This is a genomic window from Streptomyces sp. SX-6, from assembly GCF_059089585.1.
In genome coordinates this window covers 70,511-97,070 of the sequence record NZ_JBTHHU010000001.1, presented here as the reverse complement: position 1 = coordinate 97,070, position 26,560 = coordinate 70,511, and the positions used below count along the sequence as shown (strand labels likewise).

Below are 26,560 nucleotides of genomic sequence, written 5' to 3'. Positions count from 1 at the left end.
TCCCGGGCGCCCGGGAAAGCGCCCCGCAGAACGGTCACCCTGGGTAATGCGAAACGCCCGGACGGTGGGACGAAATACGCAGAACGCCGGTCCCCGGGCAGTACGAAACCCCCGGTCACGGGGGAACAACCGGGGGCTTCGCGTCCGCAAGCGGCCTGCGTCGGCCGCACATTCAGAACGTAAGTCCTGTAAGCCCCCCGGGTCAAGCCGAGTTGGGACGCGCGACAGGGATCGTTCGGGTGCCGGACAGGGGCACGTCGGAAAGTGACTACGGAGCGTAGGGGTGACGGGGGTTCAGGCCGTCCCATGAGGCCCTGACAGCAACTCATATCCCTCTGAACACTGATGCACCAGGATCTCGGCATACGGACGAGAAGGATCCGTTGCAAAATGCTTGCGTTCCGCTCTCTTCCAGTCATCCCAGAAATCGTTCAGGGTCGGACCGTCGCGGAGTTGACCTCTCTCCCAGGAGTGTTCGTGAGGCAACTCCATCCACAACAGGCACGCCAGATAAGGGCGTACCGCCTGCCGGCCCGCGCCCACCCCCTCGAGCAGGACCACGGGAGCCGCGGGCAGCTCGTGCTCGCCGGTGAACCGGCGCGCCACCCAGTCGTACGCCCGGTAGTGCGCGGCCGAGCCCCGGGCGAACGGGGCGAGGACCCACTCGCGCAGCCGCCCGGTCCACTCGAACAGCTCCTCGTGCGTGGCCAGATCGTCGAGGTGCAGCACGGGGGCGCCGCCCAGCGCCGCGGCCAGCACGCCGGCGAACGTGGTCTTGCCGGATCCCGCGTGCCCGTCGACGGCGACGAGCCGTACGGGCCCCACGGACGGCGGAAGCGCCTGCAGCCGCCGGGCCAGCGTGTTGAGCGAGGGGAGGGGGGAGTTACCTGACACCGGACCACCCTAAGGGGCACGGTACGGACCTAAGGGGCACGGTACGGACGCGCCGGTTGCCGCATCACTGGCCAGGCGCGGGCCGGACCGAGGATAGTGGTCCGCCCGGACCACCGCGCTGCCGACCGAGGGATCGACGCCATGTCCAGCAGACGGACCCCCCGCCGTACCGTGCTCGCCTCCGTTCTCGCCGTGACCGCCGCGGCTTCCCCGCTCTCCCGGGCCACCGCCGCCTTCGCGGCCCCGCCCGGCGGTGGCCGCGGCGGGGGCACCGGCACCATCGACCACCACTCCTGGACCACCCTGCCCGACTGGCGCAGCGGCACCGCGAACGGGGTCCGGGCGGTCGACGGGCACCGTCCCGGGCTCGTCATCGGCCGTCCCGCCGGCACCTTCGCCTACACCGACCCGCACACCGGCACCACGTCCTCGTGGGAGTACGCCACCTGGGTGTCACCGGTGCGCACCCTGCCGCCCGCGACCGAGCTCATCGCCTCCTGGAACGCCCACACCCCCGAGGGCACCTGGCTCCAGGTCGAGGCGCGCGGCACCTATACCGACCACACCCGCACCCCGTGGTACGTGCTCGGCCGCTGGACGTCCGGCGACGCGGACGGCGACATCCGGCGCACCTCCGTCGACGGGCAGGGCGACAAGAAGAGCAGCGTCTCCACCGACACCCTCGTCGTCGACGCCTCGAGCGGGCTGCGCCTGGCCTCGTACGCCCTGCGGCTCACCCTCTTCCGCAGGCCCGGCACCCGGCTCACCCCGACGGTCCGGCGGCTGGGTGCCATGGGGTCCGACATCCCCGACCGCTTCACCGTGCCCGCCTCGCGGCCGTGGGAGGGGGACGGGCACCGGCTGTCGGTGCCCCGCTACTCGCAGGAGATCCACAAGGGCCAGTACCCGGAGTACGACAACGGCGGCGAGGCGTGGTGCAGCCCCACCTCCTCGGAGATGGCCATCGAGTACTGGGGACGCCGGCCCACGCCCGAGGACCTCGCCTGGGTCGATCCCTCCTACGCCGATCCCCAGGTCTGCCACGCGGCCCGGTTCACCTACGACCACCAGTACAAGGGCTGCGGCAACTGGCCCTTCAACGCCGCGTACGCCGCCACATATCACGACATGCAGAGCGTGGTGACCCGGCTGCGCTCGCTGAACGACGCCGAGCGGCTCGTCCGGGCGGGGATCCCCGTCATCACCTCGCAGTCCTTCCTGGCCTCCGAGCTCGACGGCGCGGGCTACGGCACCGCGGGCCACCTCATGTGCGTCGTGGGCTTCACCGGTGACGGCGACGTCGTCGCCAACGACCCGGCGAGCAAATCCGACCGGGCCGTGCAACGTATTTACAAACGGCGGCAGTTCGAGAACATCTGGCTGCGCACCAAGCGGCACGACGCGCAGGGCCGTGTCAAGAGCGGCTCGGGCGGTGTGTGTTACCTCTATTTCCCGCTGCAGCTGACGCCCGCTCAGCGGCGCGTACTGCGCTCGGTCGGAATCCGCTGAGAGATCCGCTGAGAGAATGGAAAGGGCGACCACGGAATCCGTGGTCGCCCTTTCCATTTCGAGCCGCCTTATGCGGCGCCCGCCTTGGCGCGGCGCTTACGGCCCTGCTGGGGGACGGTCTGTGCCTCGCGCGAGACCGCGATGAACGGCTTGAGGGCCTCCTGGAGCTTTTCCAGGGATGCCTTGCCGAGATCCATCTCGCGCCGCTCGTGGGTCACACACGGACGAGAGGCGATCTTCCGGCTGCCGTCCTCGTTCATCTCGTCGGTCTCGTACTCCTCGGTACCCATGACCGGTACGAGAATTTCGACGGTGAACACTTCCTCGGTCACCTCGGGATCGAGGTCGTCGTGGAGCATCCTCCGCCAATAGGTCGTGATTTCCTGCCCGCCGAGCGGAACGGCTACCGGTTCGACTCCCGGTGCGTTCTTTTCGGATTCGTCAACCTGCTCAAATTTGACGGCCATGACCCAATTTCCCTTCGCGCTGTCGGTCCAAACGATATAAGAGACAGACCTGTTGAGCCAAACTGCAAAGAGGCCCGGCGGGCCTTTGGGGTGAATACGACAAGGGGTGCGGAGCCGCCGGGTCCGGGGCCGGGGGAATCGTGTGCGCCCGAACGGCCCCCATCGCTCCGATGTGTGTATAAGCTGTGTGGCCCGCACCGGAGTTGACGGGTCCTCGTCACCCGGTGGCGGCGGCTTGCCCGGCAACCCTGCCCGGAACCACGCTGGTTGAGCGTGCGCCGACGCCACCTGCTGGTCCGCCCTGGTGAACCTCCGTGCGCGGACGCGTACTTGCACCGCCGTACCGCCTGGCAGCCGATGACAGCAGGAGGGGAAGCGCGCATGGAACGCCGACTGTTCCGTCGCACGGCGCGGCGCACCCGGTCCCGCGACCCCGCGACCGAGGCCCTCGACCGGCATCCGGCGCGCGACGACCTCCCGCTGCGCGCCGCCATGGAGGACGCCGCGATGGGCCGCTGGGAGGGGCTGCGGGACCTGCTCGCCCTCACCGGGCGCGACTGGGACCGGCGCGTCTTCCGGCTGCAGGTGCTCGCGCGGGCCGGGGTGAACCTGCGGTTCGCCGAGACCTGGGTCCGGGCCGAGCCGGCGTCCGCCGACGGACTGGCGCTGCTGGCGCACGTCCAGGCGCTGCGGTCCGTGATCGCCGGCCGCGCCGACGGGCGGCAGCTGATGGAGGAGGCGTGGCGCACCTGCGTGGCCGCGGCCGAGGCGGAGCCGGCGGACCCCTCGCCCTGGGTCGTCCTGCTCGCGCTGCTGCGCGTCCACGCCCCCAACAGACAGCTGCTGCAGCAGGTCTGGGGCGAGGCCACCGCCCGCGACCCGTACAACCGCGAAGCGCACCACGAGGTGCTCACCTACCTCTTCGACAGCAATCACGGCACCGGCGGGGAGATGTTCCACTGGGCGCTGGAGCGCGCCGAGGCCGTGCCGCGGGGCCTGCCGCTCGCGGTGCTGCCGCTGGTGGCGCTCGCCGAGTCGTACCGGCACCGGCTGGAGACCGGCGGGCCGGGGCCGGTCGTCCACCCCTGGCACGACTGCCCCCACATCGACAGGGTGCTCGAGGGCTGGTGGCGGCACCGCTCCCCGCGGCCGCACGCGCAGTTCGCGGACGATGCCAACTTCCTCGCCCATGCGCTGAGTTTCGCCGGCCGGGACGCCGAGGCGCACGAGGTGTTCACGGCGATCGGCCCGTACGCCGCCGACGTCCCCTGGGCCTGCTGCGGGGACGCGCGCTCCCTGTTCCTGCGGCACCGCGCCCGGGCCGCGCGTGCCGCGGGGGCCGCCCCGCCCCGTTGACGCCCCCTGTTCCGCCTGTGCCGCCTGTTCCGCATTCCGCACGAGTTCGACCACGACCGAGGAAGCCCCGACCGAGGAAGCCCAAGACCGAGGAAGAGGATCACGTGCCGCTCGATGCCCCCGGCGTCTCCGACGAGGAACGTCTCGCCCAGCTCGGCTACCGGCAGACCCTGGCCCGCAGCATGAGCGGGTTCGCCAACTTCGCCGTCTCGTTCACCATCATCTCCGTCCTGTCCGGCTGCATGACCATGTACAAGTACGGGATGATCACCGGCGGCCCTGCCATGATCACCTGGGGGTGGGTCGGGGTCGGCCTGATGACCCTGTTCGTGGGGCTGTCCATGGCCGAGGTCTGCTCCTCGTACCCGACCAGCGCCGGACTGTACTTCTGGGCCCACCGCATGGCCCCGGAGCGCAGCCGGGCCGCGTGGGCCTGGTTCACCGGCTGGTTCAACGTCCTCGGCCAGATCGCGGTGACCGCGGGCGTCGACTTCGGCGCGGCCTCGTTCCTCAACGCCTATCTCGACCTGCAGTGGGACGTCGCGGCCACTCCCGGCCACACCATCGCCCTGTTCGGCGTCATCCTGCTGCTGCACGCCTTCCTCAACACCTTCGGGGTGCGGATCGTCGCCGTGCTCAACAGCGTCAGCGTCTGGTGGCACGTCCTCGGCGTGGCCGCCATCGTGGTGGCCCTGGTGGCCGTGCCCGGGCACCACCAGTCGGCGTCCTTCGTCTTCACCGAGTTCACCAACCGGACCGGCTGGGGCTCGGGGCTCTACGTCGGCCTGCTGTCGCTGCTGATGGCGCAGTACACCTTCACCGGCTACGACGCCTCCGCCCATATGACCGAGGAGACCAACGATGCCTCCGTCGCCGGGCCCCGGGGCATCGTCCGCTCCATCTGGACGTCCTGGATCGCCGGGTTCGCCCTGCTGGTCGGCATGACCTTCGCCATCCAGAGCTACAACGGGTCGGTCGATTCCGCCACCGGCGTGCCGCCGGCCCAGATCCTGCTCGACGCGCTCGGCGCGAGCGCGGGCAAGGCGCTGCTCCTGGTCGTCATCGGCGCCCAGCTGTTCTGCGGCATGGCCTCCGTCACCGCCAACTCCCGCATGATCTACGCCTTTTCGCGGGACGGCGCCCTGCCCTTCTCCCGTGTCTGGCACCGGATCAACCCCGCCACGCGCACTCCCACCAACGCGGTGTGGCTCGCCGCGGGCGGGGCGTTCGTCCTCGGCCTGCCCTACCTGATCAATGACACCGCCTACGCGGCCGTCACCAGCATCGCCACCATCGGCCTCTACATCGCCTACGTCATCCCCACCTTCCTGCGGCTGCGTCTGGGGGAGCGGTTCGAGCGCGGCCCCTGGCACCTGGGCCGCTGGTCCCGGCCGGTCGGCATCGTCGCCGTGGGCTGGGTGGCGCTCATCACGGTGCTGTTCATGCTGCCGCAGCTCTCCCCGGTCACCATGGAGAACTTCAACTACGCACCCATCGCGGTGGCGGTGGTGCTCGGCTTCGCCGGCGTGTGGTGGCTGGTCTCCGCCCGCCGGTGGTTCCTGCGGCCCGGCCACCCCAGGAACGCGCCCGCGCACCCGGAACCGTCCGACCTGCCGGGCACCGTCCACCCTTAGGGGGGTGGGGTAACACCCCGGGCGCCTGACGCCACGACAGGGACCGCACTCCCGCCGTGCGGTCCCTGTCGTGCGTCCGCGCGCCGGGACGAACCGGGACGCGCCCCTTGCGCGGGCGGCTGACCTCCATGATCATTTCCTGTAGTCGCCAACGATCTGATCGGCAAGGGTGGAAGAGACGCATCTCACGCGTATACGCGGTTTCGAACTTCCTTGCACGGCACACCTGCTGGAGGCGGGGGTGAGCGACGGCCCCATGCGGACGGCCGATGTCCACTTCTTCTACCATTCGAACGAACGATCAGTAGCCTCTGCTCAAACCCCTCAACACCCCCTGAGATGAGCTGGAGAGACAGAGTGACGCAGCGTCCCGGCCGGGCCTTGGCGGGCATCGATCTGTCCGCGCCTGGCGTGTCCCGCATCTACGACTACTACCTGGGCGGCTCGCACCACGCCGCGGCCGACCGGGAGGCCGCCCGACGGGCGGCCGAGGCCTATCCCGGCATGCCCGGGATCATGCGGGCCAACCGCGCCTTCCTGCGCCGCGCGGTCCGGTTCGCCGTGGCGGCCGGGGTGAACCGGTTCCTCGACATCGGTTCGGGCATCCCCGCAGCCGGCGGCGTCCACGAGGTGGCCCTGGCGGCCGACCCCGGCGCGCGCGTCCTCCACATCGACCGCGACCCCGTCGCCGTGGGGCACGGCCGGACCGTCCTCGCGGGCCAGGAGCGCGCGGCCATGGTCACCGGCGACCTGCGTCATCCGCGGGACATCCTGCGGCTCCGCGAGACCGAGGAGCTCCTCGGCGAGGGCGAGCCCGTCGCGCTGCTGCTCGTCGCCGTCCTGCACTTCCTCGAGGACCGTGACGATCCCTGGCGCGCCGTGGCCGAGTTGCGCGACGCCCTCCCCTCCGGGAGCCTGCTCGTCCTCAGCCACGCCTCGGCCGGGGAGGGGCCGATGCGGCCCGAGGAGAACGCACGGGTGCAGAGTGTCTACCGGAGCATCGGCAGCCCCCTGTGCCCCCGCCGGCGGGCGGACGTGGCGCGGTTCCTCGACGGCTTCGCCCCGGTCGAGCCGGGCCTGGTGCCCCTGCCCGACTGGCGGCCCGACGCGGGGGAGCCGGACGAGGCGGCCGGTGCCGCGGGGCTCGCCGGAGTGGGGCGCAAGTCGTGACGGGCCGCACCAACGGCCGGATCCTGTACGGCACCGCCGCGCCGCTCGAGCACCCCGGCCCGCACGGCACCGGCCCGCACGGCACGGGCCGGCGGACGGCCCGTGACGACGAGCGGATCCGGCGGTTCGCCGCGCTGTGGAGCCGGGCCATCCACCCCGCGGCCACGACGCCGCTGACCCGCGCCGAGTTCGAGCGGCACCTCGTCCCCCTCGCGGGTCGGCTGCGCGACGCGCTGCATTCCCAGCCCTTCGACCCGGAGCCCGGTGCCGAGGTCGGCGCCGCCCTGGTCCGCGGGCACTGCACCGACCCCGACGCCCTGCCCCTGATCCTCGGCGCGGTCGACGCCTACCTCGTGCTGTACTGCCCCGCCGAGGGCGCCGTGCCGAAGGACGAGAGCCGCACCCGCTGCGTCCGCCTCCAGCACGCCATCGCCGCCGGCTTCGCCCGCGCCCTGCGCGAGCGTACCCTCGCCGAGCAGGAGGCCGTCTCCCGGGCCGCGCTGGTCGCACAGGCCCGTACCGAACAGGCCCTGCACACCAGCGAGGCCCGCTTCCGCGCCGTCTTCGAGGGCGCCTCCATCGGGGTCGGCATCGCCAGCGTCGACGGCCACATCCTCGACGTCAACGACGCGCTGCTGCGGATGTTCAACACCATGGGGCAGCCGGTGACGGGCCGCAACGTCGGCGAACTGGTGCACCCCGACGACTCGCCCGACGTCTGGGGCCTGTACGCCGAGCTCGTCCGGGGCGACCGCGACCACTACCGCGTCGAGAAGCCCTACTACCGCGGCGACGGCACCGTCCTGTGGACCGACCTCACCGTCTCCCTGCTGCGGGACTCCGCCGGCTGCCCCCAGTACCAGATCGCCCTCATGCAGGACATCACCGAACGCCGGCTGCTGCACGAGCGGCTGCGCCACCAGGCCACCCACGACGACCTGACCGGGCTCCCCAACCGCGCCCTGTTCTTCGAGCGCCTCGACGCCGCGCTGGAACACACGGGCGACGACGGCCAGTTCGGGCTGTGCTATCTCGACATCGACGGCTTCAAGGCCGTCAACGACAGCCTCGGCCACGCCGTCGGCGACCAGCTCCTCGTCGCCGTCGCCGGTCGGCTGAACTCCTGCGTCACCGGCCCCCACGAGCTCGTGGCACGCCTGGGCGGCGACGAGTTCGTCGCCCTCATCACCGGCCCCGCCGCCCAGCGCGACGTCACCGCCCTCGCCCGCCGGATGCTCGCCGCGCTCGCCGAGCCCGTCCTCCTCGACGGCCGGCACCTGTCCGTACGGGCCAGCATCGGGATCGTCGGCGGCCACGGCGGCGAACTCGGCGCGGCGGAGGTGCTGCGCAGCGCCGACATCACCATGTACCGCGCCAAGGCCGCGGGCGGCAACCGCTACGAGCTGGCCGACGCCGACTCCGACGCCCGCGCTATCGCCCGCCACGACCTCACCAACTGCCTGCCCGGCGCGCTGCAGAACGGCGAGTTCTTCATCGAGTACCAGCCGCTCGTCCGCCTCGCCGACGGCACCGTCCGCGGGGCCGAGGCGCTGGTGCGCTGGCTGCATCCCGTCCACGGGGTCCTCGGCCCGGACCGGTTCATCCCGCTCGCCGAGAGCACGGGCCTGATCGTGCCGCTCGGCCGCTGGGTCCTGGAGGAAGCCGCCCGGCAGGCCCGCGCCTGGCGCAGTGAGGGCACCTGCGGCGCGCCCCTGCGCGTCAACGTCAACCTCTCGCCCTCACAGCTGCGATGCCCCTCCCTCGTCGCCGACACGGTCGCCGTCCTGAACAACGCCGGCCTCGACCCCTCCGCCCTGTGCCTGGAGGTCACCGAGAACGCCCTCATCGGCGCCGACGAGGAGGAGCTGCGCCCGCTGCGCCAACTCGCCGACCTGGGCGTGGACATCGCCCTCGACGACTTCGGCACCGGCTACTCCAACCTGTCCTATCTGCGCCGGCTGCCCGTCAGCACGCTCAAGCTCGACCGCTCCTTCACCCGCGGCATGCAGTGCACGCCCGCCGACCCCGTCGACGTGAAGATCGTCGAGGGCATCGTCTCCCTCGCCCACACCCTCGACCTGTCGGTCACGGTCGAGGGCGTGGAAACCGGCGTCCAGGCCGACCACTTGCGGTTACTCGGGTGCGAGACCGCACAGGGCTGGTACTACGCGCGCCCCGGACCGCCCGAGCGCCTGCACACGCTGTCGCTGGCCGACGCGCCCTCCTGATGCCCGGTCTAGCCCAGCCGCCGCGCCTCCTCATCGGTCAGCAGCCGGGAACGGATCAGGAAGCGCACCCCTTCCGGGGCCTCGAGCGAGAACCCGCTGCCGCGCCCCGGGACGACATCGACCGTGAGATGGGTGTGCCGCCAGCGCTCGAACTGCTCGGCCGACATCCAGAATCCGACCCGCTCGTCCACCCCGTCCACCGCCAGCTCGGCCAGCAGGACGTCGGAGCCGCCCACGCGGAACTCGCCCCGCTGGTAGCACATGGGCGAACTACCGTCGCAGCAGCCGCCGGACTGATGGAACATCAACGGACCGTGCTTGTCGCACAGTTCACGGATCAGCCCGGCCGCCTCGGCGGTGAGGGCGATGCGGGACACTGCTGCTCCGCTCATGGCCGGCTCCCGGGATCGGTTGCGTACGGCTCTCGTGCGCGTACGGCTCTCGGAATGTTCAGGATGAACATGACGGCCCGGCTCGGCAAGTGCCTGTCAGGGCATTCGGGACATCAGTAGTGCCAGCGGCGGCCGTTCTCGCCGCCACAGGTGATGAGCCGCCCCTCGGCATCATGCGTGCTCGAGCCGACGTCGGCCTTCCGGCAGAACTGGCCCGCGCGGTAGCAGTGGCCCGCGTTGGAGACGATCTCGCAGGCGGTGCCGCCGGTGCGCGCGGCCCGGGTGTGCTCGGCCACGGTCGGTTCGGCGGTGGCCGGTTCCGGCGCGGCTTCCGTCGTGGCCGGCGGCGCGATGGCCTCCTGTGTCGGCGTCGGCTTCGGGGACTTGGAGACGGAAGCCGAAGGGGACGCCGGCGACGAGGCCTTGGCACCGGCGGCCGACGACGACGTGTCGTCGCTTCCGCCACAGCCGGTCAGGGCGAGCACTCCGGCGAGGAGGAGCCCGCAAACGGCGGTCCGGCGACGGGTGTTGTGAGTGGTCATGCGCAGCACGAAGAACGAACTCCACGGTCGGAACGGGCAGGAAAGCCGCGTCCGGCGATGCCGACACGTGGGGGGATGGCTTCGTCATACACTAACCGGTCGTCAGGCCGCTCCGGAACCGGGAGGAGGAGCGGTGCGCCCCGCCCCGGTGAGATAGGCGGACACCACCACATTGGCGGTGTACTGGTGCTGGTCGCGGTTGTAGTCGCCGCCACAGGTGATCAGGCGCAGTTCGGCGCGCTTCGTGTCCTGCGGCCCGTAGACCTTGTCGACGTCGAAGTGGTCGTTCGCCACGACGGAGACGTCCTCGACCGTGAACTCGGCGGTGGAGCCGTCCGCGCGCGAGACGTCGATCTTCTCGCCGCGCTTGACGTTGCTGAGTTCGTAGAAGACGGCCGGTCCGGTGAGCGTGTCCACATGGCCGACGAGGACGGCGGAGCCCGCACTGCCGGGCTCCACGCCGTCCTTGTACCAGGACACGGAGCCCGCCCGCTCGTACGGCGGCGCCTCGACGCCGCCCTCGGCGTCGAGGCCGTGACCCTCGACCGGGGCGTTCAGCCCCATGGCCTTGATGGCCAGTGTCTGGGGGCCGGCCCCCGGCAACGGTTCGTGTGCCGGGGGCAGGCCGAGCGCATGGGAGTGGTCCCGGGCCGCGACGTCGCCGCTCTTCGGCGCCCTTGCTATGGGCTCGTCGGCGATGTCATGGCCCCGTAGCCACAGGGCCAGCAGCAAGGCCGCCCAGGCCACTCCTGTCAGCAGGCGGCCGTAACCACCTGTGCGCGTTTCTGACATGATGCCGGTTCGCTTCCTGTCAGCGCTTGGCCGCGTTGGCGCGGCGGCGGGTCCAGATCAGACCACCGGCGATGCCCGCCGTGGCGCCTGCGAGCAGGATCGCCGCGGTGTCGGGGGACGAGGAGTCCGACGCGGCGAGCTGCGCGGTGGCGCCGCCGCCCGCGTGGGCGTGACCGTGAGGTCTGCCGTGGTCGTGGCGGCCCTCGTCGCGGCCGTGGTCACGGCCGTGGTCCTCGTGGTCGCGTCCGTGCTCACGGCCCTCGTCGTGGTCACGGTGCTCGCGGCCCTCGTCGCGGCCGTGGTCTTCACGGCCCTCGTCACGACCGTGGTCCTCGCGGCCCTCGTCGTGCTCGCGACCGTGTTCACGGCCCTCGTCGCGGTCCTCGCGACCGTCCTCGCGGCCGTGGTCACGGCCTTCGCGGTCGCAGTCGTCGCGTCCGTGGTCCTCACGACCGTGGTCCTCGCGGCCCTCGTCGTGGTCGCGACCGTGGTCGCAGTCCTCGTGATCGCCGTGTTTGGCGACGACGCGGCTCTCGGCCTTGACGGTGGCGGCCGGAGTCGAGGACAGGGCGTACGCGGCAGGAGCCGCGCAGACGGCCACGGCCGTCAGTGTGCCGCAGACAGCGGTACGGATTGACTTCATTGGTGTACCTCCTTGATCCGAGGTTCACCCGGGAATCCGGAAGGAGCATCCGGAGGGTAGTTGTATTGCTCCATTCGGTAACCAGGCTGAGCCGGACGGATGGGGTCCGGGTCAACTTCCGGCCGTGAACGGCCGGGTCGGGTTGACCGTGGCGCGCCCGGTGACGTATTGACGCAGCCCCGCCCCGCCCGCCGGCGGTGGTCATGCCGGCCGGACGCCGTGGGCGAGATCGTGCAGCCGCTCGGCGAGGCGCCGGTCGGGGCAGCTGACGATGCCGTGGGCACCGCTCGTCGCCGCGGCCAGGCGGTGGACCTCGTCCTCGAGGTCCTCCGCGGCGAGCCGGCCGGTGGTGCCGTGCCGGCGGAGGTAGCAGGCGGCGGCGGCCAGGACGTCGAAGTAGTCGGAGCCGGTGAGCGGTGCCGCGGAGAGAGCGGAGAGAGGGGAGAACCGGTCGAGCCAGAGCAGGGCCGTGCTCTCCTCGCCGAGCTGCAGATGGTGCAGGTGCAGGCAGTACGACGAGGTGCGGTTGCCCGCACCGGCCGCCACCTGCCACCAGAACTGGGCGCTGTCGGGATATCCGGTCAGCCGGAGCAGGCAGGCGAAGACGAGGATGCCCTCGACGTCGACGCTCCGGTCCCCGGCGAGCTGTTCGAGCTGCCCGGGCGCCTCGGGGAGGTTGACCACCCAGCGGGAGACCACGTCCAGCGTCCAGCGGGCCTGCCGGGCCCGCTGCGGCAGGCCCGGGCCGTGGCCGTGGCCCCGGCACCGGCACGAGGCCTGAGCCGCCAGGCGGCGCAGCGCGGCGGGGACGTCGAAGTCGGTGGCGGGAACGGTGGGCACGGCGGCGTCGGCGAGGAGGTCGTCGATGCCGGATCCGCGGGTCACTTGGTGGCCTCCACAGTGTTCGCGGGGATGTTGAGCCGACGGCCCAGGTGCTCCTTGCCCTTGCGGCCGTGGTAGTCGACGGTGCGCCGGTCCAGGCCGAGGAACCAGGCGATCGTGCGGGTCTCGTAGCCGAGGACGTAGCGCAGGACGATGACGTCGAACTGCCGGGGCGGGAGCTGGGCTATGGCGGAGTAGAGCCCGATGCCCTCCTCCAGGGCCATCAGCTGGTCGCGGGTCGCGTCCAAGGCCTGGGCGAAGGCACCCTTGGCGACGAAGGCGGGCCGCCGGTGCTCGCGGCGCAGCCGCTGCTCGGCGGCCAGGCGGAGGACGGCCCAGGTGTCCTCCTCGAAGTTGCCGCTGCCGAGCAGGTCGCTCCAGGTCGCCAGGATCTGGCCGAAGACCTCGTGCACGAGCTCCTCCGCCTCGCGCCGGTCGCCGAGGAGCCCGGTGGCGTAGTCGTGGTAGAGCTCCTGTCGGCAGACGTAGAACGCCTGGAAGTCCAGGGGGAGTTCGAAGTCCTCCTCGTCGCCGAGCGGGTCCTCGTCCCGGAGGGGCGCGTCGTCGTTCACGGGCAGCCCCGTTGCTTGGTGTACATGAATTCCCTTCGAGAAGCCGCTCGCCCGGCTCAACTCGCCGGTGGCGGACGGGCGTTGACGCCCCACACTTCCCAGTGAAGCGATTTCGGTTCGCGAAGACTCATGACAGAAAGGAGCAGAAACCCACAGGGCGGCGGGGCGGGGACACAGCGTGATCACGGCGGGCGGGCAGGCTCCGGTGCGCCGGAACGCATGCCGACATTCCACTTGTTTTCGAGCGCGCGCGACGCTGCGAAGGGTGACGCCGGCGTGCGCGAACGTGACGACCGTCACGCGGGCGCAGGGGCTTGGTCGGATGGCCGGGGGGCGAGGAGCCGTACATCCGGCGCCACTTCACGCAAGAGTTCTTTCGCAGGTGATCAGGTGATCAAGCGATGAGGGCGTCGGCGACGACCCGGGAGCGCACCGAGCAGCAGATCCTGGACCGACACTTCCGCAGGAGCGCGGAAACCCGGATCAGCGGCAGACGCGTGACGGTCTACGAACGGACCTGATCAGCCTGATCAGAGGGGCCCCAGCTCCGGAAGCGGACGAGGCCCCGGCTCCTGCCGCGCGAACCACACCGCGTACCAGGTGACGAACGGGGCCAGAGCCGCCCACGCCCCCAGGATGAGCCAGAGCGGTGCCGCGAGCAGCCAGGCCGCAAGGCTGGTGAGACACGCGGCGCTCGCCAGCCCCAGCGCAAGCCGCAGGAGGGACCTCATCGACAGGCTCGGTTCCGGCTCCCGGATCCGCCGCAGTCGCCAGACACAGGCGACGACGATCAGCAGCCCGGAAGGACCGAGCCCGAGCCCGAGCCCCAGCGATGCCTCCGCGAGGTCGGCCGGACTGTCCTCCGTGTCCTGCACAGCGCCCTTCGCGGCGACCTTCACCACTCTCCCGCGCCACACGGTGCCCACCACCCGGTCCCCGTCCCTCAACTTCTCCAGAACCGGCCCGTCGTTGCGGAACCCGGTCGGCCACACTCCGATCCGGGTGCTGGTGAGGGTGGCCCTGATGTGGCTGCCCTTGCCGCTCCAGAGATGAATGCCCGAGACGGTGAACTCCTCGGACCACACACACTCCGCCGACGCCGTGCGCGGCGGGGCAGGACAGGACGCCGCGGACGTGAACGCCCGGTCGTTGCGCGCCCGTTCCGGCGTATCGACGGCGATCAGCCATACGGAAGCGGCCACCGCCGCGATCCCCATCAGCAACCAGACGATCGCCGTTGCTCTGTTGTACAGAGGGTGTCTGAAGTCGTACACCGCTTGATCCTTACGCCCCGGGGCCTTGCTGATGATGCCGGAGTGATTCTGACAGGGGGCCACTCCACCCGTACGACCAGCGCACCACCCATGGGGTGCTGTACACACATGCGCTCCCTGTCCAGGGTGGACTCCGTCCATACGGCGGTGTCCAATCAAACATGCAGGTGGTAGCGGGTCCGGCGAACTTTGTGGGGACTTGGGGGTGGTGCGACGAGGAGCACGGCTACCCGGGGCAACTCTGGCTGTAATTCCCAGCGTCGAGCGGATCGTGGAGCCGGAAGAGATGGAATATGCGGGCGCTGTCGGCACCACTGCGGATTCACTGATAGACCTTGTCAACACGAAGAAGGGCATCGATGCCGTCCTGGCCGAATTTCTCGAGGAGAGGGCCCGGGTTGCGGTGTTGCACCAGTGGCCTTCGGAAATCACGGATGTTCTGCGCAGCTTCACCTTCGTCGGCGGAAAACGCCTGCGTCCTCTGATGTGTGTGGTCGGCTGGCATGTTGTGGTGGGGAGCTGTACCACCCCCGTGTCCGTTCTGAAGGCAGCGGCCTCGCTCGAAATGTTTCACGTTTTCGCCCTCATCCATGACGACATCGTGGACAACAGCGATATCCGGCGCGGATCCGCCACGGTGCACCGTGTTCTGGCCGCACACCATGCTGTCGGCCGCACCGGTGAGGCGGCCGACCGGCTCGGAGTCAACCTGGCTCTCCTCATCGGGGACGTCGCCCTGGCCTGGGCGGACCGACTCCTGCACTCCGCCGGTCTCAGCCATGCCCAGCTCGGCGCGGCGCTGGTGCATGTCGACGCCATGCGGAGCGAAGTGATGTACGGCCAGTACCTGGACGTCATGTCCGCTGGGCGCCCTGCGCCGGACGTCTTCACGGCACTGCGGATCGCCCGCTACAAGACCGCCGCCTATACCGTCGACCGGCCACTGCGTATCGGTGCCTCCCTGGCAGGGGCAACCGAAGCAGTTCACCGGGCGCTTTCCGCGTACGCCTTGCCGTTGGGCGAAGCCTTCCAGATGCGCGACGACTTCCTTGGAGTCTTCGGCGACCCCCGGGAGACCGGCAAGTCCGCCGTGGACGATCTACGCGAGGGCAAGCGCACGGTGCTCATGGCCTTGGCGCTCGAACGCGCCGACCCGCGACAGCGCGCGATCCTCTACGAGTTGATCGGCGACAGGAGTCTGAGCGAGGGCGACACGTCCCGCATCAAGGGCATCGTCGCCGCCACGGGCGCGTGCGACATCGTCGAGCGGATGATCAACGACCGTTATGAACAGGCCCTCCAGGCGCTGGGCAGCGTACCGTTCGCACCTCCCGCGGCGCGGGCACTGAGGGCGCTGGCCGAGGCTGCCACTACGAGGACATCCTGATGGCTACATCCCATCGCCGTCGCGGCTAGTGCATGATCGGCCACAGGCCGGCCATGCGGCAGGGTCGGCTGATCTCCCGTATCCGAACGGGTGGTTCTGCAAGTGGGCTCCGGGATCGGCGCAGACTCGGCCGTTCATGGACGGTGGCATCGTGATCTACCAGACACGGTGGCACCCTGCGCGCACCTCACCCTTATTGCCCGCGCTTGGGTGCGGGTGCAACCCCCCGATGGGGAGAATCTGGTGTGCCACTTCAACCACTTCGCCTTCGCGGTGGATGGCGCATGCGTTCACTCACCCTGCGGGAAGCCGTCCAAAGCAGCGCTGCACCTGCTCCCCATTCACGAGGTCGGGGGACTGTATAGGCCTGGCGTCACCATGCGGGAGAGTATCCGGCCTGGGACCTGTCCTCGATCGGTGCCTATCGTAAGTGGGCGCGCCAGTTCTATCCCCTGAGTCGGCCACACCTCCCGCGAGGAGGGAGACATGACTGACGCGATGCCGGATGGCAACAGGCGGTGTTTCGCTTCCTCAACTGACGATCCGTACCTACTTCATTGACTATGCCTCGCGAAAACTGTGACCGGGTGGCGGGTCAACTTACGGATGTGATAGCGGGGGCAAGCTCGCGCCCAAGCGTAGTGCGCGTCCGTCCAGGCCCCGATTGCTTGTGCGTAGCGGCGAGATTCTGGCGATTCGTGTGGGTCCCGACAGATGTCTCGCAGAAGCTGGTCATGTTGGGCCTTCACCGTGGTGGCTATCGCGACCATGACAGGGAAGGCGCAATCGACCGGAATCTCGTACTGGCTGGTGACCACTTTGAGCAAGGTGGGTTCTGTTCCACACTTGAGTTCCTTGTAGGAACTCCAGATATCGTTTTCCAGGCCAACTAGCAGCGACATCAGTTTGACCAGGCGCTGCGCATTATCAGAGGCGAACTTATCCGGCGATGTCATACCCATGGACAGGCGGACGAAAAATGCCCCCGGGCTCATGTGGATTGTCATGCCACGGGCGTTGAGGTAGTCCGTCAGCGACAGGTCTGTACCGGTGGAGGCACGGTTCGCCTCTTCGACCACCCAGTGGGTGAGTGTTTCATCCATTTCGTCGGCAAGCTGGTCGATGACGGGATCTCCTCCCTGTTCGACGATGAGCTCCCGCACGTCCAGGCACATCTGATGCAGGGCGTCTGGATTATGGGGGAGAGTGCCGGTGCGGAGGATTTCTCCAAATGTCGTCACGTAGGCGTCCAGTGGCCGTCCTGCCTCTGCCACGCAATCATCCAGGAGGGTGGTCAAGCACATGTAGGCGTTGCTCAGGAGCACGATTTCGGGAGATGCTCCCGGGTAGAGCAACGTGGAAAAACAGTTGATGCGGGCATCCTTGAGTACGGTGGTGAACTTCGGGTTACCGAATCCGCGTTCGTTGAGCCAGGCGACGCACTTTGGATGGGGCTCCGGGGCGGCAGGTTCGTCGGGTGCGTTCGGGTGGAGCCGATCAATTTGGGAAACTGCCCAGGAGATAAGTGAGGACAGCTCTTGAAAGGAGACCTGGGGAATCTTGGCGCCCGCTGGCGTCTTCGAGTCTTCGCTATATACGGATTCTGTGAGGATGTCAAAGGCAGGGCTGGCGTGCTGTGACATCGTGGCTGCCTTTCATGTGGTTGGAGACCGTGGATGAAGCAGGCATTGCCGAGTTACAGGGGGGCTTGTTGGCTGTTGGTCGGCCAGTGACCTCGTTCGAGGTGCCGAAACGGGCTGCCGTCTCGACGCATTAGGAGGCCTTTGCTGCGGTCTTGCCGGGCGACGGGGGTGCCTCAGGTCAGGGTTTCCGTGCTGTCTCCCGTGGCGTGTGGGGCGGCCTGGTGCCGGGGCTTCTTTATAGGGTGCAGGGCGTCCGTCGTGGCGGGAGCCCATTGCGGTGCGCGAAGGGCTTGGTGGTACCGATCGGCGATCAGGAGCTCGACTGATCCCCGGGTGTCCGTGGCGATGCCGCTATTCTCCTGCGAGTGGAGCTTCTGGCCAAGGCCAGCCAGAAATCTGTGCGGGCACGGCAACCGCCCTGTGAAGGGCTGTGTGATGCTGCCATAGGGATACCTGCCCACTCCGTGGTGAAGCGTCAGGTGCATCTCATCCCGGGGCTGCCCAATCGGCGTGAACCAGCAAACACAAACGGCTCATGTAAATGGAGCGCCGGGGATGGTGTTCCATGTGATGGCGTAGCCGATCATCCGCCGGTGGTGTTCCGGGTGTTGGGGAGTGCGCGGGGGTGTGGTCGATGTATTCGTCGGCGTGGGTGGCAGTCATGCTGGCCTCGGGGGATAGATGCGGGGAAAGCGATCCACCTGTTGCGTATCTCGCTGATTACTGTGGTGATAAGGAATTCGAGGGCGACAGTTTTTCGGCAGATGCTGCGGGGGCTACTGTGGTAGCCAGGCTGGGCAGTGAGTTTGGGTACCAGCTGGTCTGATGATCTGGGACATGCCGATTTCGCTTTTGACGACACCCGCTGGGTCGGGACATATCCGACTGTTCCTTGCTGTCGACACAGAGCTGTTAAAGGAGTCGGCCGGACCGCTGCACAAGTTCGTCTTCGGCCCGGTGTCCCGAGCTGTTAACCGTTTGCTGGTCCGCCAAACGGTGCGTGACATCGCGAAAGGTGCCCTGATCTGGCATCACCAGCATTACCAGCCGTATCCCAGGCTCAGCCAGGACGACGGCCCGATCGGCGCCTACCGCAAGTGGGCACGCCAGTTCTATCCACCGGAGTTCACCGCTTACCATGCCAGGCATGATCGCATCGATAACTCCCAGTCAGCCGACCGGACTTGACGGGCGAACTGCGTTGGTCACCGGTGCGGCCAGCGGCATCGGCGCCGCTTGCGCCCTGCGCCTGGCCGCTGCCGGGGCATGCGTGCGAGCACTGGACCGTGACACGGACGGCCTGGCCGAACTCCTGGGGCGAGCCGGGGAGCTGCCGGGCACCGTCGATCCGGTGGTGCTCGACCTCGCGGATCTCGACGCTGCCGAACGGGCCGCGACCGGTGCCGACATCCTGGTCAACAACGCGGGAATCCAACGGGTGTGCCCCATCGAGGACTTCCCGCCGGATGCCTTCCACGCCGTGCTCACGGTGATGCTGGAGGCGCCGTTCCGGCTGATCCGGGGCGCCCTGCCCGGGATGTACGAGCGGGGCTGGGGCCGGATCGTCAACATCTCCTCCGTGCACGGCCTGCGCGCCTCCGCCTACAAGTCCGCCTATGTCGCGGCCAAACACGGGCTGGAGGGCCTGTCCAAGGTCACCGCCCTGGAGGGTGCGAACCGCGGCGTCACCTCCAACTGCGTCAGCCCCGGCTACGTACGCACCCCACTCGTGGAGGCACAGCTCGCCGACCAGGCCAAGGCCCACGGCATCCCCGCCGAGCGCGTGCTCGCCGAGGTCCTGCTGGCGGACTCCGCGGTCAAACGGCTGATCGAGCCGGAGGAGGTCGCCGAGGCGGTGGCCTACCTCTGCGGTCCGTACGCCTCCGCCGTCACCGGCACCACCCTGGTCATGGACGGTGGTTGGACGGCCCACTGAGCACCGCTCAGCCGGGGAGGCGGAGGAAGCGCGGCGGGACTTCGTCCACTAGCCACACCCCGTTGGCGCTGCGCCGGAACACATGCCCGGCCGCCCGCATCGCCCCGGCGTCCACCACCAGCACCACCGGCTTGCCGCGCCGTGCCCCCACCCGGACCGCGGTCTCGCGGTCCGCGGACAGGTGGACATGGTGTCGGTCCATGGGCCGCAGCCCCTCGGCGCGGATGGCGGCCACGTTGCGGACCACGGTGCCGTGGTAGAGGAAAGCGGGCGGGTCCACAGCCGGCAGACCCAGGTCGACCGGCACGGTGTAGCCCTGGCTGGCCCGGATCCTGCTGCCCTCGATGGCGAATCGCTGCTTGTCGTTGGCGGCCACGACCTGTTCCAGTTCCCGCCGCCCGATCGGGAAGCCGTGGGCGGCGGCCGCCGCGAGCAGAGTGTCGATCCCGACCCAGCCCTGGGGGTCGAGCTCGATGCCGATACGGGCGGGCTGGTGCCGCAGATGTCGGCTGAGGTACTTCGACACCCGGACGGTTCGTGCGTGATCCATGCTTCCAGGGTGCCTCGGGGCGCTCCGTCGGCGCAGCCGGATTTGTTGCGGCGTGTGTCATCCGGGGGTGCTTATGGCTTGCGCCCATCAGCGGCGGCTCTTACGAAGCTGTGCCATGTGACGGAAGGGAAATGGACGGGTGCGCGCCGCTGGAGAAGGGCATTGCCTGAATGGCCAAGTGAGGCTGTTTGCCTGCTTCGAGGAGACGCCGGAGTTGAGCGCGCATGATGGCTGGGCTGCCGCAAAGACGCCTCACGTAGGCCGCAAATGACCCGTTGCGTCAGGACAAGGCCCGGCTCGTGACTGATGCGCTCAACGCGTACAGGCCGCCGCACGACCACCAGTTGAGTGATGAGCTGGCGGCCGTCAACGCACGGAGCCGAAAGGGGGGGCTGCGGTGACCGGTCAGCCGCAGGGGAAGTCGGCGCTGTCCAGGCGTTGTTCGGAGTGTGCGCGGATCCAAGGAGCGCTACTGGCGAGTCGGGTACCGGTTTCCCCACGAGAACTGCCCTCGGCCGTGGGGAAACCGGTACCCGACTCGCCACCCAGCCGAAGGGTGGAAGTGCCTCACCGCGCCCGGCAGGTCGACGTCGGACTGGTGACGGCCCGGGCTGGGGGATATCCCCCTGTCCGATCCTGGGGTGCGCCGGATCGTGGCCCGTTGGGGGCGAAACTAGCGTTCAGCCATGACGCCGACTCTGCGACAGCACCTCGCCATGGCGCTCGCGGTCACTGCACTGCTCGCCGCTGACGTGGCCACCGCCCTCGCCCAGCCCGCCTGTCCCTCCCCTGCGGAGCAGTTACGCCGGGACACCGAGGCGATACACGCCCTCGGCGTCAGCGGTGTGCAGGCCCGCGTCATCGCGCATGACGGCCGGCAGTCGGTCGCCACCAGCGGCACCGCCGACCTGAACACCGGCCGCCCGGTCTCGTCCGACGGCTACTTCCGCATGGCCAGCACGTCCAAGACGCTGGTCGCCACCGTGGTCCTCCAACTCCAGGCCGAGGGCAGGCTGTCCCCGGACGGCACCGTCGACCACTGGCTGCCAGGAGTGGTGCAGGGCAACGGCAACGACGGCAGCCAGATCACCGTCCGCCAACTGCTCCAGCACACCAGCGGCATCCACGACGACCTGCCCGGCTACACCACGCCCCAGGAGTACTACCAGCAGCGCCACGACATCTACGGTCCCGAGCAGTTGGTCGCCCGCGCCATGACCCACGCGCCGGACTTCCCGCCCGGCAAGGGCTGGGAGTACTCCAACACCGGCTACGTCCTGCTCGGCATGATCATCCAGAAGGCCACCGGCCACCCTGCCCACCAGGAGATCGAAGACCGCATCCTGCGCCCGCTCGGCCTCGACCGGACCCGGTGGCTCGGTACCTCGCACACCCTGCCCCGGCCACACGCCCAGGCCTACCAGCTCTTCGGCCCCGGTTCCCGGGTGGACGTCACCGACCAGATACCGGTGGACCACGAAATCCTCTCGTTCGTCACGACCACGCGGGACGAGAACCGATTCCTTCGCGCGCTGCTCTCCGGTCGTCTGCTGTCGACACGGCAGTTGGCCGAGATGAAGCAGACCGTCCCCGTGAGCGCGGAGGTCCAACAGCTCTGGCCCGGCGGCCGGTACGGGCTCGGCCTGGTCGAACGCCCCCTGAGCTGCGGAGGAACCTACTGGAGCCACGAGGGCGGGGACGGCGGCTACATCACCCTCAACGGCGTCACCGACAACGGCAGACGAAGCGCCGCGGTCTCCATGTCCGAAGCACGCGGCGATGCCCCGAAGCACATCCGGGACCAAGAGAACGCTGCCAGCGCCCTGATCGACCACGCACTGTGCGCCGGGAGCCCCAGCACCCCGTGAGCGGAGGGGTTGTCGCGGTGGCCGGTGGGTGGGTGGACTGCGGGGTCACATTTGGCTCTTTGGACAGGCGCTGACGGAAGGGTGTAAAGATCCGTCGTGACGAAGACGCAGGACTACGGTGACGACGGCGATCGGTCCACGGCGTGGATCGTGCATGACGAAGCGCTCCTCTACGAGAACCGTTGGGTGACACTGGCGAAGGCCGATGTGCAAACGCCGGACGGCGAACGCTTCGATCACCACAAGGTCTACCTGCCGGCGGCGGCCATGACCGCCATGCTTGACGACCGTGATCGCGTCTACATGGTGTGGCGGCACCGGTTCGTCTCCGACACCTGGAACTGGGAACTCCCCGGTGGCGTCGTCGACGAGGGCGAAGACCCCAAAGACGCGGCAGCGCGGGAACTCCTCGAGGAGACCGGCTACCGGCCACGGGGAGAGCTCGAGCACATCGTTTCCTTCGAGCCGATGATTGGCACGGTGACGAGCCCCCACCATGTCTACGTGGCTCGAGGTGTCGAGTACGTTGCCCCTCCCAGCGAGCACAATGAGGGAACGCGATCCGAGTGGATCCCGCTCACCCGGATCCCCGAGCTCATCGCCCGGGGGCTGATCTCCAATTCCGGGAGCCTTGTTGCACTGCTGTACCTACGTTCCGCAGGCGCCGACTGACGCGCGTACCCTTCTCGCTCAGGAGCCTGCCTCCTGGAGTTGCCGACGGCCGGGGAACAAGACCCGGCCTGTGCATCTCGAAGGCGTGGGCACAGACCGGGGCGTGGCATGGCTCTTACGACTGATCCCGGCTGCTCTCCCGTACGCAGTCGAGGCAGACCCACCCCTTGCGGATGAGTAGTTGCGTCCGCTCCTTCGGGTGCTTGCCACACCACTCGGAGGCACCCGCCCTGTCGGGAAGGTCGCGTTTGATCATCATGCCGATCAGGGCACGGCGGCTGGGCGGTTCGTCCGGGAAGGGAGTGTCAGTCATCGTCGCCTTCACCTTCCTGTTCCGGCTCAGCCGGGATCACGACCTCGTTCTCATAGACGTCGTACCCATTGATCTCCTGCTCGCCACCCATGGGACACCTCCTTCCTTCGATCAGCCAACTCAGGTCTCGCTGAATGCACTTCGTGCGCACGTGGCCAAGGGCCGTAGGGCAACCCGGACCTGGCGCCCGCGCTGTTGACCCGACAGCGACACGCTTTGTCACGCGTGTGCAAACCGATGGTGCCGCCCCATGGCAATGATCATCGCCTCCACCATCCGGGAATTTCCCTCCCGGACGGCTTCGTTGTGCTTTCTTTTGATCTCTCGACACTGCGCGCAACGCGCCGAAGCGACCGAGCCGCTAACCTGGACATGCATCGAACCTCCTGCTCAGATCAGGGGTGAGATGACGGCCTCGGCGGCGCCTCACGGTGATAACGGCACCAGTGAGCCCATACCGCCGGGGCTTCTTTCATGTCGCAGCGCTCAGAACCGCGGCGCCGCGAGGCTGCCTTCGAGCGTCTCGATCACGCCGAGTAGCAGCTCAACTACGAAGCTAGTCACAGTTTTTCTGCGAGTCAAGAATATCTGCGGCTACCACCGTTATCCCCGCTCTGAGAGTCTTGGTGTGACTCGAGAGGAGAGTGAACATGACCGCAGGCTTCGGTCTGGTCGTACGCTTCACGCTGCATGACGCGGTCGCGGCAGACGCGTTCGATGAGCTGGTCTCCAGGACACTGGAGGGCATCCGGCGGCATGAGCAGGGCACCGTCGTGTACGTGAACCACCGTGTACCGGACGAGCCGAACGTACGGATCTTCTACGAACTGTACGAAAACCGTGCAGCCTTCGAAGCGCACGAACGGCAGCCACACACTCAGCACTTCCTTGAAGCTCGCGAGAAGTTCGTCGCCTCGACCGACGTGACCTTCCTGGAACGCATCGACGGCAAGGCGTGAAGAGAGCAGTGAAGCCTCAGTTGCCGCCTTCGTTCGGCGCGCGGGTCGCACGACTGCGTATTGAGTGCGGGCTGACTCAGAAGGAACTGGCAGCCGAGGTCGGTCGCACGACGAGCTGGCTCTCGCAGGTGGAACGGGGCGTCCAGCCGGTCAATCGGCTGGACGTCCTTCGCCTGCTGGCCGACGGACTCGGGGTGACGCTTCAGGAGCTACGGCCCGACGCACCGCCGGAGGAGGACGCGGCCGAAACGGCGCCCGAGCCGAACGACCTCGACCAAGCCCGTCTCCTCATCACCGGGCATCCGGCGCTGGACGCCGTCCTCGCCCCAGAGCTCATCGCAGCACAGTCGTCGCTCTTCGAACTGGAAGCAGCCGTGGAGCGCGCCTGGTTCCTCGTCCATCGCGGCAAGTTCGCAGAGCTCAGCGCACTGCTGAGTTCACTCGTCCCAGAGCTGGAACGAGCAACGCGGACAGCAGATACGGACGGGCGGCCCAAGGCTCATGGCCTCCTCGCGCGCACCTACCAAGCGTTGTCGGCAGCCTTCGTCCGCCAGAACGAAGCCGACGCGGCGTGGGTGGCAGCCGACCGCTCGATCTCCGCTGCCGAGAGATCCGGCAACGCCTTGGATGTGTTCGCGGGCATCTTCCGGCTCGCGCATGCCTTCGTCCGGCTCAGGCGCTACGACCAAGCAGAACACGCAGCCCAGTCCGCGGTGAATGCGCTCAGTCAGCACGCCGGCCGTGAGCGTCCAACTCCTGAGTTCCTCTCGCTGCTGGGATCCATGCACCTGGCGCTCGCGCTGACCCATGCACGTTGCGCGAACCGTGCAGGCGCGCGATGCGAAACGGAACTCGCCCGCAGGGTGGCACAGCAACTCGGGGAAGATCGCGACGACTTCGACCTGGAGTTCGGTCCGACGAATGTCGAGATCCAAGCTGTCTCCGTTGCCGTCGATCTCGGCGATGCGGGCGAGGCCGTTGAGATTGGTGAGCGACTGGACGCAACCCACCTGTCCGTTGAGCGCCAGGCGCGGCTCGCTCTCGACATGGGGCGGGCACATGCTCAGCTTCGCAACGAGCATGCGGCCGTCCGGTGCTTTCTCCAAGCGGAAGAGCTTGCTCCCGAAGCGATCCGGTCACACGTCACCGCGCGCTCAGCGATCAGGGACTTGCTGCTCGTCTCCGGCCGTTCCGCTTCCTCCGAGCTGCGGGCTCTCGCTCATCGGACGGATGCCATGTCATGAACCCGGGTACCGGGCCGCCGAGCGCCGTACGCGCAGCTCAGCGGCCCTCCCAACTCCCCTAGAACAGCCCCAGCTTCTGCGCCGAGTAGCTCACCAGCAGGTTCTTGGTCTGCTGGTAGTGGTCCAGCATCATCTTGTGCGTCTCCCGCCCGATCCCCGACTGCTTGTAGCCGCCGAAGGCGGCGTGGGCCGGGTAGGCGTGGTAGCAGTTGGTCCAGACGCGGCCGGCCTGGATGGCGCGGCTGGCGCGGTAGGCCGTGGTGCCGTTGCGGGTCCAGACGCCGGCGCCGAGGCCGTAGAGGGTGTCGTTGGCGATGGAGACGGCGTCGTCGAAGTCGGTGAAGGGGGTGACGGCCACGACCGGGCCGAAGATCTCCTCCTGGAAGATCCGCATGCGGTTGTCGCCCTCGAAGATGGTGGGCTCGATGTAGTAACCGCCCGAGAGTTCGCCGCCGAGGTGGGCGCGGGTGCCGCCGGTGAGGATGCGGGCGCCCTCCTGCTTGCCGATGTCGAAGTAGGAGAGGATCTTCTCCAGTTGGTCGTTGGAGGCCTGGGCGCCGATCATCGTGGCGGTGTCGAGGGGGTGGCCCGGGACGATGGCCTCGGTGCGGGCGAGGGCGCGTTCCAGGAAGGCGGCGTAGTGGCCGCGCTGGATGAGGGCGCGTGAGGGGCAGGTGCAGACCTCGCCCTGGTTGAGGGCGAACATGGTGAAGCCCTCGAGGGCCTTGTCGAGGAAGTCGTCGTCCGCGTCGGAGACGTCGTCGAAGAAGATGTTGGGGCTCTTGCCGCCGAGTTCGAGGGTGACGGGCTTGAGGTTCTCGGAGGCGTACTGCATGATCAGGCGGCCGGTTGTCGTCTCGCCGGTGAAGGCGATTTTGGCGACGCGGGGGCTGGAGGCGAGAGGTTTGCCCGCTTCTGCGCCGAAGCCGTTGACGATGTTCACCACGCCCGGCGGGAGCAGGTCGGCTACCAGGTCGAGCCAGACGTGGATGGACGCCGGGGTCTGCTCGGCCGGCTTGAGGACGACCGTGTTGCCCGCGGCGAGGGCCGGGGCGAGCTTCCAAGTGGCCATCAGGATCGGGAAGTTCCACGGGATGATCTGGGCGACCACGCCCAGCGGCTCGTGGAAGTGGTACGCGACGGTGTCCTCGTCGATTTCCGAGAGGCCGCCCTCCTGGGCGCGGATCGCCCCCGCGAAGTAGCGGAAGTGGTCGATGGCGAGCGGGAGATCGGCGGCCAGGGTCTCGCGGACGGGCTTGCCGTTCTCCCAGGACTCGGCGACGGCGAGGGACTCTAAGTTCTGCTCCATGCGGTCGGCGATCCGGTTGAGCATGGTCGCGCGCTCGGCGGGGGACGTACGGGACCAGGCGGGGAAGGCCGCGTGGGCGGCGTCCAGGGCGCGCTCGACGTCCTCCGCCGTGCCGCGGGCGATCTCGGTGAAGGGCTGTCCGGTGACGGGAGTCGGGTTCTCGAAGTAGCCGCCCCGCGCCGGCGGTACATAGGCGCCGCCGATCCAGTGGTCGTAGCGCGGGCGGAAGTCGACGACCGCGTCGGGGGAGCCGGGGGCGGCGTACCGGGTCATGATGAGGGCCTCCTCGGACACTGCCACCCGCTCCATCGCGGGCGGCGACGG

General features: G+C 68.8%; 26 protein-coding genes. 12 read left to right on the top strand and 14 right to left on the bottom strand.

Going from position 1 to position 26,560, the window contains the following annotated elements:
• Nucleotides 1-294 precede the first annotated feature (294 nt).
• A complete protein-coding gene (locus ACV530_RS00450; RefSeq protein WP_494330139.1) occupies nucleotides 295-894 on the bottom strand; it encodes a uridine kinase family protein in 600 nt (199 codons plus the stop codon).
• 141 nt (nucleotides 895-1,035) lie between these two features.
• On the opposite strand from ACV530_RS00450, the gene ACV530_RS00445 reads away from it, so the two are divergent.
• Nucleotides 1,036-2,403 carry a C39 family peptidase gene (locus tag ACV530_RS00445; RefSeq protein WP_494330138.1) on the top strand — a complete coding sequence of 456 codons (1,368 nt, stop codon included), beginning with the start codon at nucleotides 1,036-1,038 and terminating at the stop codon, nucleotides 2,401-2,403.
• A 68-nt stretch (nucleotides 2,404-2,471) separates the two neighbouring features.
• On the opposite strand, the gene ACV530_RS00440 is transcribed toward ACV530_RS00445, so the two are convergent.
• On the bottom strand, nucleotides 2,472-2,870 hold the full coding sequence (locus tag ACV530_RS00440; protein ID WP_494330137.1) for a hypothetical protein: 399 nt from the start codon (nucleotides 2,868-2,870) through the stop codon (nucleotides 2,472-2,474).
• Nucleotides 2,871-3,251: 381 nt separating this feature from the next.
• Between ACV530_RS00440 and ACV530_RS00435 the strand changes: the two genes are divergently transcribed.
• The 4 genes from ACV530_RS00435 to ACV530_RS00420 all read left to right on the top strand — a co-directional run bounded on the left by ACV530_RS00435 (nucleotide 3,252) and on the right by ACV530_RS00420 (nucleotide 9,258).
• Nucleotides 3,252-4,226: a hypothetical protein gene (locus ACV530_RS00435; protein ID WP_494330136.1), complete on the top strand. Its 975-nt coding sequence runs from the start codon at nucleotides 3,252-3,254 to the stop codon at nucleotides 4,224-4,226.
• A gap of 104 nt (nucleotides 4,227-4,330) precedes the next feature.
• Nucleotides 4,331-5,860 (top strand): amino acid permease, encoded by a 1,530-nt coding sequence (locus tag ACV530_RS00430; protein WP_494330135.1) that lies wholly within the window; start codon nucleotides 4,331-4,333, stop codon nucleotides 5,858-5,860.
• 357 nt (nucleotides 5,861-6,217) lie between these two features.
• Nucleotides 6,218-7,030 (top strand): SAM-dependent methyltransferase, encoded by an 813-nt coding sequence (locus ACV530_RS00425; RefSeq protein ID WP_494330134.1) that lies wholly within the window; start codon nucleotides 6,218-6,220, stop codon nucleotides 7,028-7,030.
• Between the two features lie 116 nt (nucleotides 7,031-7,146).
• On the top strand, nucleotides 7,147-9,258 hold the full coding sequence (locus ACV530_RS00420; protein WP_494330523.1) for a putative bifunctional diguanylate cyclase/phosphodiesterase: 2,112 nt from the start codon (nucleotides 7,147-7,149) through the stop codon (nucleotides 9,256-9,258).
• An 8-nt stretch (nucleotides 9,259-9,266) separates the two neighbouring features.
• On the opposite strand, the gene ACV530_RS00415 is transcribed toward ACV530_RS00420, so the two are convergent.
• From ACV530_RS00415 to ACV530_RS00385, 7 genes are all read right to left on the bottom strand, one after another.
• Nucleotides 9,267-9,650, bottom strand: coding sequence for a DUF779 domain-containing protein (locus ACV530_RS00415; protein WP_494330133.1), 384 nt, complete (start codon nucleotides 9,648-9,650; stop codon nucleotides 9,267-9,269).
• A 113-nt stretch (nucleotides 9,651-9,763) separates the two neighbouring features.
• Nucleotides 9,764-10,192, bottom strand: a complete 429-nt coding sequence (locus tag ACV530_RS00410) for a hypothetical protein (RefSeq protein WP_494330132.1) — start codon at nucleotides 10,190-10,192, stop codon at nucleotides 9,764-9,766.
• Nucleotides 10,193-10,294: 102 nt separating this feature from the next.
• The gene (locus ACV530_RS00405; protein WP_494330131.1) at nucleotides 10,295-10,984 is read right to left on the bottom strand and encodes a class F sortase; all 690 of its coding nucleotides are present in this window, start codon (nucleotides 10,982-10,984) and stop codon (nucleotides 10,295-10,297) included.
• 19 nt (nucleotides 10,985-11,003) lie between these two features.
• Complete coding sequence (locus ACV530_RS00400; protein ID WP_494330130.1) at nucleotides 11,004-11,627, bottom strand: hypothetical protein; 624 nt, start codon at nucleotides 11,625-11,627, stop codon at nucleotides 11,004-11,006.
• A gap of 201 nt (nucleotides 11,628-11,828) precedes the next feature.
• Nucleotides 11,829-12,512 carry a hypothetical protein gene (locus ACV530_RS00395; protein WP_494330129.1) on the bottom strand — a complete coding sequence of 228 codons (684 nt, stop codon included), beginning with the start codon at nucleotides 12,510-12,512 and terminating at the stop codon, nucleotides 11,829-11,831.
• Nucleotides 12,509-13,081 (bottom strand): RNA polymerase sigma factor, encoded by a 573-nt coding sequence (locus ACV530_RS00390; protein ID WP_494330128.1) that lies wholly within the window; start codon nucleotides 13,079-13,081, stop codon nucleotides 12,509-12,511. Before ACV530_RS00390 ends, ACV530_RS00395 begins: the two co-directional genes overlap by 4 nt.
• 530 nt (nucleotides 13,082-13,611) lie before the next feature.
• Nucleotides 13,612-14,355, bottom strand: a complete 744-nt coding sequence (locus tag ACV530_RS00385; protein WP_494330127.1) for a hypothetical protein — start codon at nucleotides 14,353-14,355, stop codon at nucleotides 13,612-13,614.
• A gap of 271 nt (nucleotides 14,356-14,626) precedes the next feature.
• Here ACV530_RS00385 and ACV530_RS00380 point away from each other — a divergent pair, with 271 nt between their 5' ends.
• Nucleotides 14,627-15,742: a polyprenyl synthetase family protein gene (locus ACV530_RS00380; RefSeq protein ID WP_494330126.1), complete on the top strand. Its 1,116-nt coding sequence runs from the start codon at nucleotides 14,627-14,629 to the stop codon at nucleotides 15,740-15,742.
• A gap of 554 nt (nucleotides 15,743-16,296) precedes the next feature.
• Here ACV530_RS00380 and ACV530_RS00375 read toward each other — a convergent pair.
• The gene (locus ACV530_RS00375; protein WP_494330125.1) at nucleotides 16,297-17,385 is read right to left on the bottom strand and encodes a terpene synthase family protein; all 1,089 of its coding nucleotides are present in this window, start codon (nucleotides 17,383-17,385) and stop codon (nucleotides 16,297-16,299) included.
• Between the two features lie 837 nt (nucleotides 17,386-18,222).
• Between ACV530_RS00375 and ACV530_RS00370 the strand changes: the two genes are divergently transcribed.
• Together ACV530_RS00370 and ACV530_RS00365 are read left to right on the top strand one after the other, a co-directional pair.
• On the top strand, nucleotides 18,223-18,573 hold the full coding sequence (locus tag ACV530_RS00370) for a hypothetical protein (protein WP_494330124.1): 351 nt from the start codon (nucleotides 18,223-18,225) through the stop codon (nucleotides 18,571-18,573).
• Nucleotides 18,533-19,321, top strand: a complete 789-nt coding sequence (locus tag ACV530_RS00365) for a 3-hydroxybutyrate dehydrogenase (RefSeq protein ID WP_494330123.1) — start codon at nucleotides 18,533-18,535, stop codon at nucleotides 19,319-19,321. Before ACV530_RS00370 ends, ACV530_RS00365 begins: the two co-directional genes overlap by 41 nt.
• A gap of 7 nt (nucleotides 19,322-19,328) precedes the next feature.
• Here the strand turns inward: ACV530_RS00365 and ACV530_RS00360 are convergent, their stop codons facing one another.
• Entirely contained in the window at nucleotides 19,329-19,871 is a 543-nt protein-coding gene (locus tag ACV530_RS00360; RefSeq protein ID WP_494330122.1) for an RNA 2'-phosphotransferase, read from the bottom strand.
• A gap of 100 nt (nucleotides 19,872-19,971) precedes the next feature.
• On the bottom strand, nucleotides 19,972-20,127 hold the full coding sequence (locus tag ACV530_RS00355) for a Scr1 family TA system antitoxin-like transcriptional regulator (RefSeq protein ID WP_494330121.1): 156 nt from the start codon (nucleotides 20,125-20,127) through the stop codon (nucleotides 19,972-19,974).
• Nucleotides 20,128-20,557: 430 nt separating this feature from the next.
• Between ACV530_RS00355 and ACV530_RS00350 the strand changes: the two genes are divergently transcribed.
• Nucleotides 20,558-21,739: a serine hydrolase domain-containing protein gene (locus ACV530_RS00350; RefSeq protein WP_494330120.1), complete on the top strand. Its 1,182-nt coding sequence runs from the start codon at nucleotides 20,558-20,560 to the stop codon at nucleotides 21,737-21,739.
• Nucleotides 21,740-21,835: 96 nt separating this feature from the next.
• Nucleotides 21,836-22,411 (top strand): NUDIX hydrolase, encoded by a 576-nt coding sequence (locus ACV530_RS00345; protein WP_494330119.1) that lies wholly within the window; start codon nucleotides 21,836-21,838, stop codon nucleotides 22,409-22,411.
• 115 nt (nucleotides 22,412-22,526) lie between these two features.
• On the opposite strand, the gene ACV530_RS00340 is transcribed toward ACV530_RS00345, so the two are convergent.
• The gene (locus ACV530_RS00340; protein ID WP_494330118.1) at nucleotides 22,527-22,724 is read right to left on the bottom strand and encodes a hypothetical protein; all 198 of its coding nucleotides are present in this window, start codon (nucleotides 22,722-22,724) and stop codon (nucleotides 22,527-22,529) included.
• 650 nt (nucleotides 22,725-23,374) lie between these two features.
• Between ACV530_RS00340 and ACV530_RS00335 the strand changes: the two genes are divergently transcribed.
• The gene (locus ACV530_RS00335) at nucleotides 23,375-23,683 is read left to right on the top strand and encodes a putative quinol monooxygenase (protein ID WP_494330117.1); all 309 of its coding nucleotides are present in this window, start codon (nucleotides 23,375-23,377) and stop codon (nucleotides 23,681-23,683) included.
• Nucleotides 23,684-23,691: 8 nt separating this feature from the next.
• Nucleotides 23,692-24,927: a helix-turn-helix domain-containing protein gene (locus tag ACV530_RS00330; RefSeq protein WP_494330116.1), complete on the top strand. Its 1,236-nt coding sequence runs from the start codon at nucleotides 23,692-23,694 to the stop codon at nucleotides 24,925-24,927.
• Between the two features lie 58 nt (nucleotides 24,928-24,985).
• On the opposite strand, the gene adh is transcribed toward ACV530_RS00330, so the two are convergent.
• On the bottom strand, nucleotides 24,986-26,509 hold the full coding sequence (adh, locus tag ACV530_RS00325) for an aldehyde dehydrogenase (RefSeq protein ID WP_494330115.1): 1,524 nt from the start codon (nucleotides 26,507-26,509) through the stop codon (nucleotides 24,986-24,988).
• Between the last annotated feature and the right edge of the window lie 51 nt (nucleotides 26,510-26,560).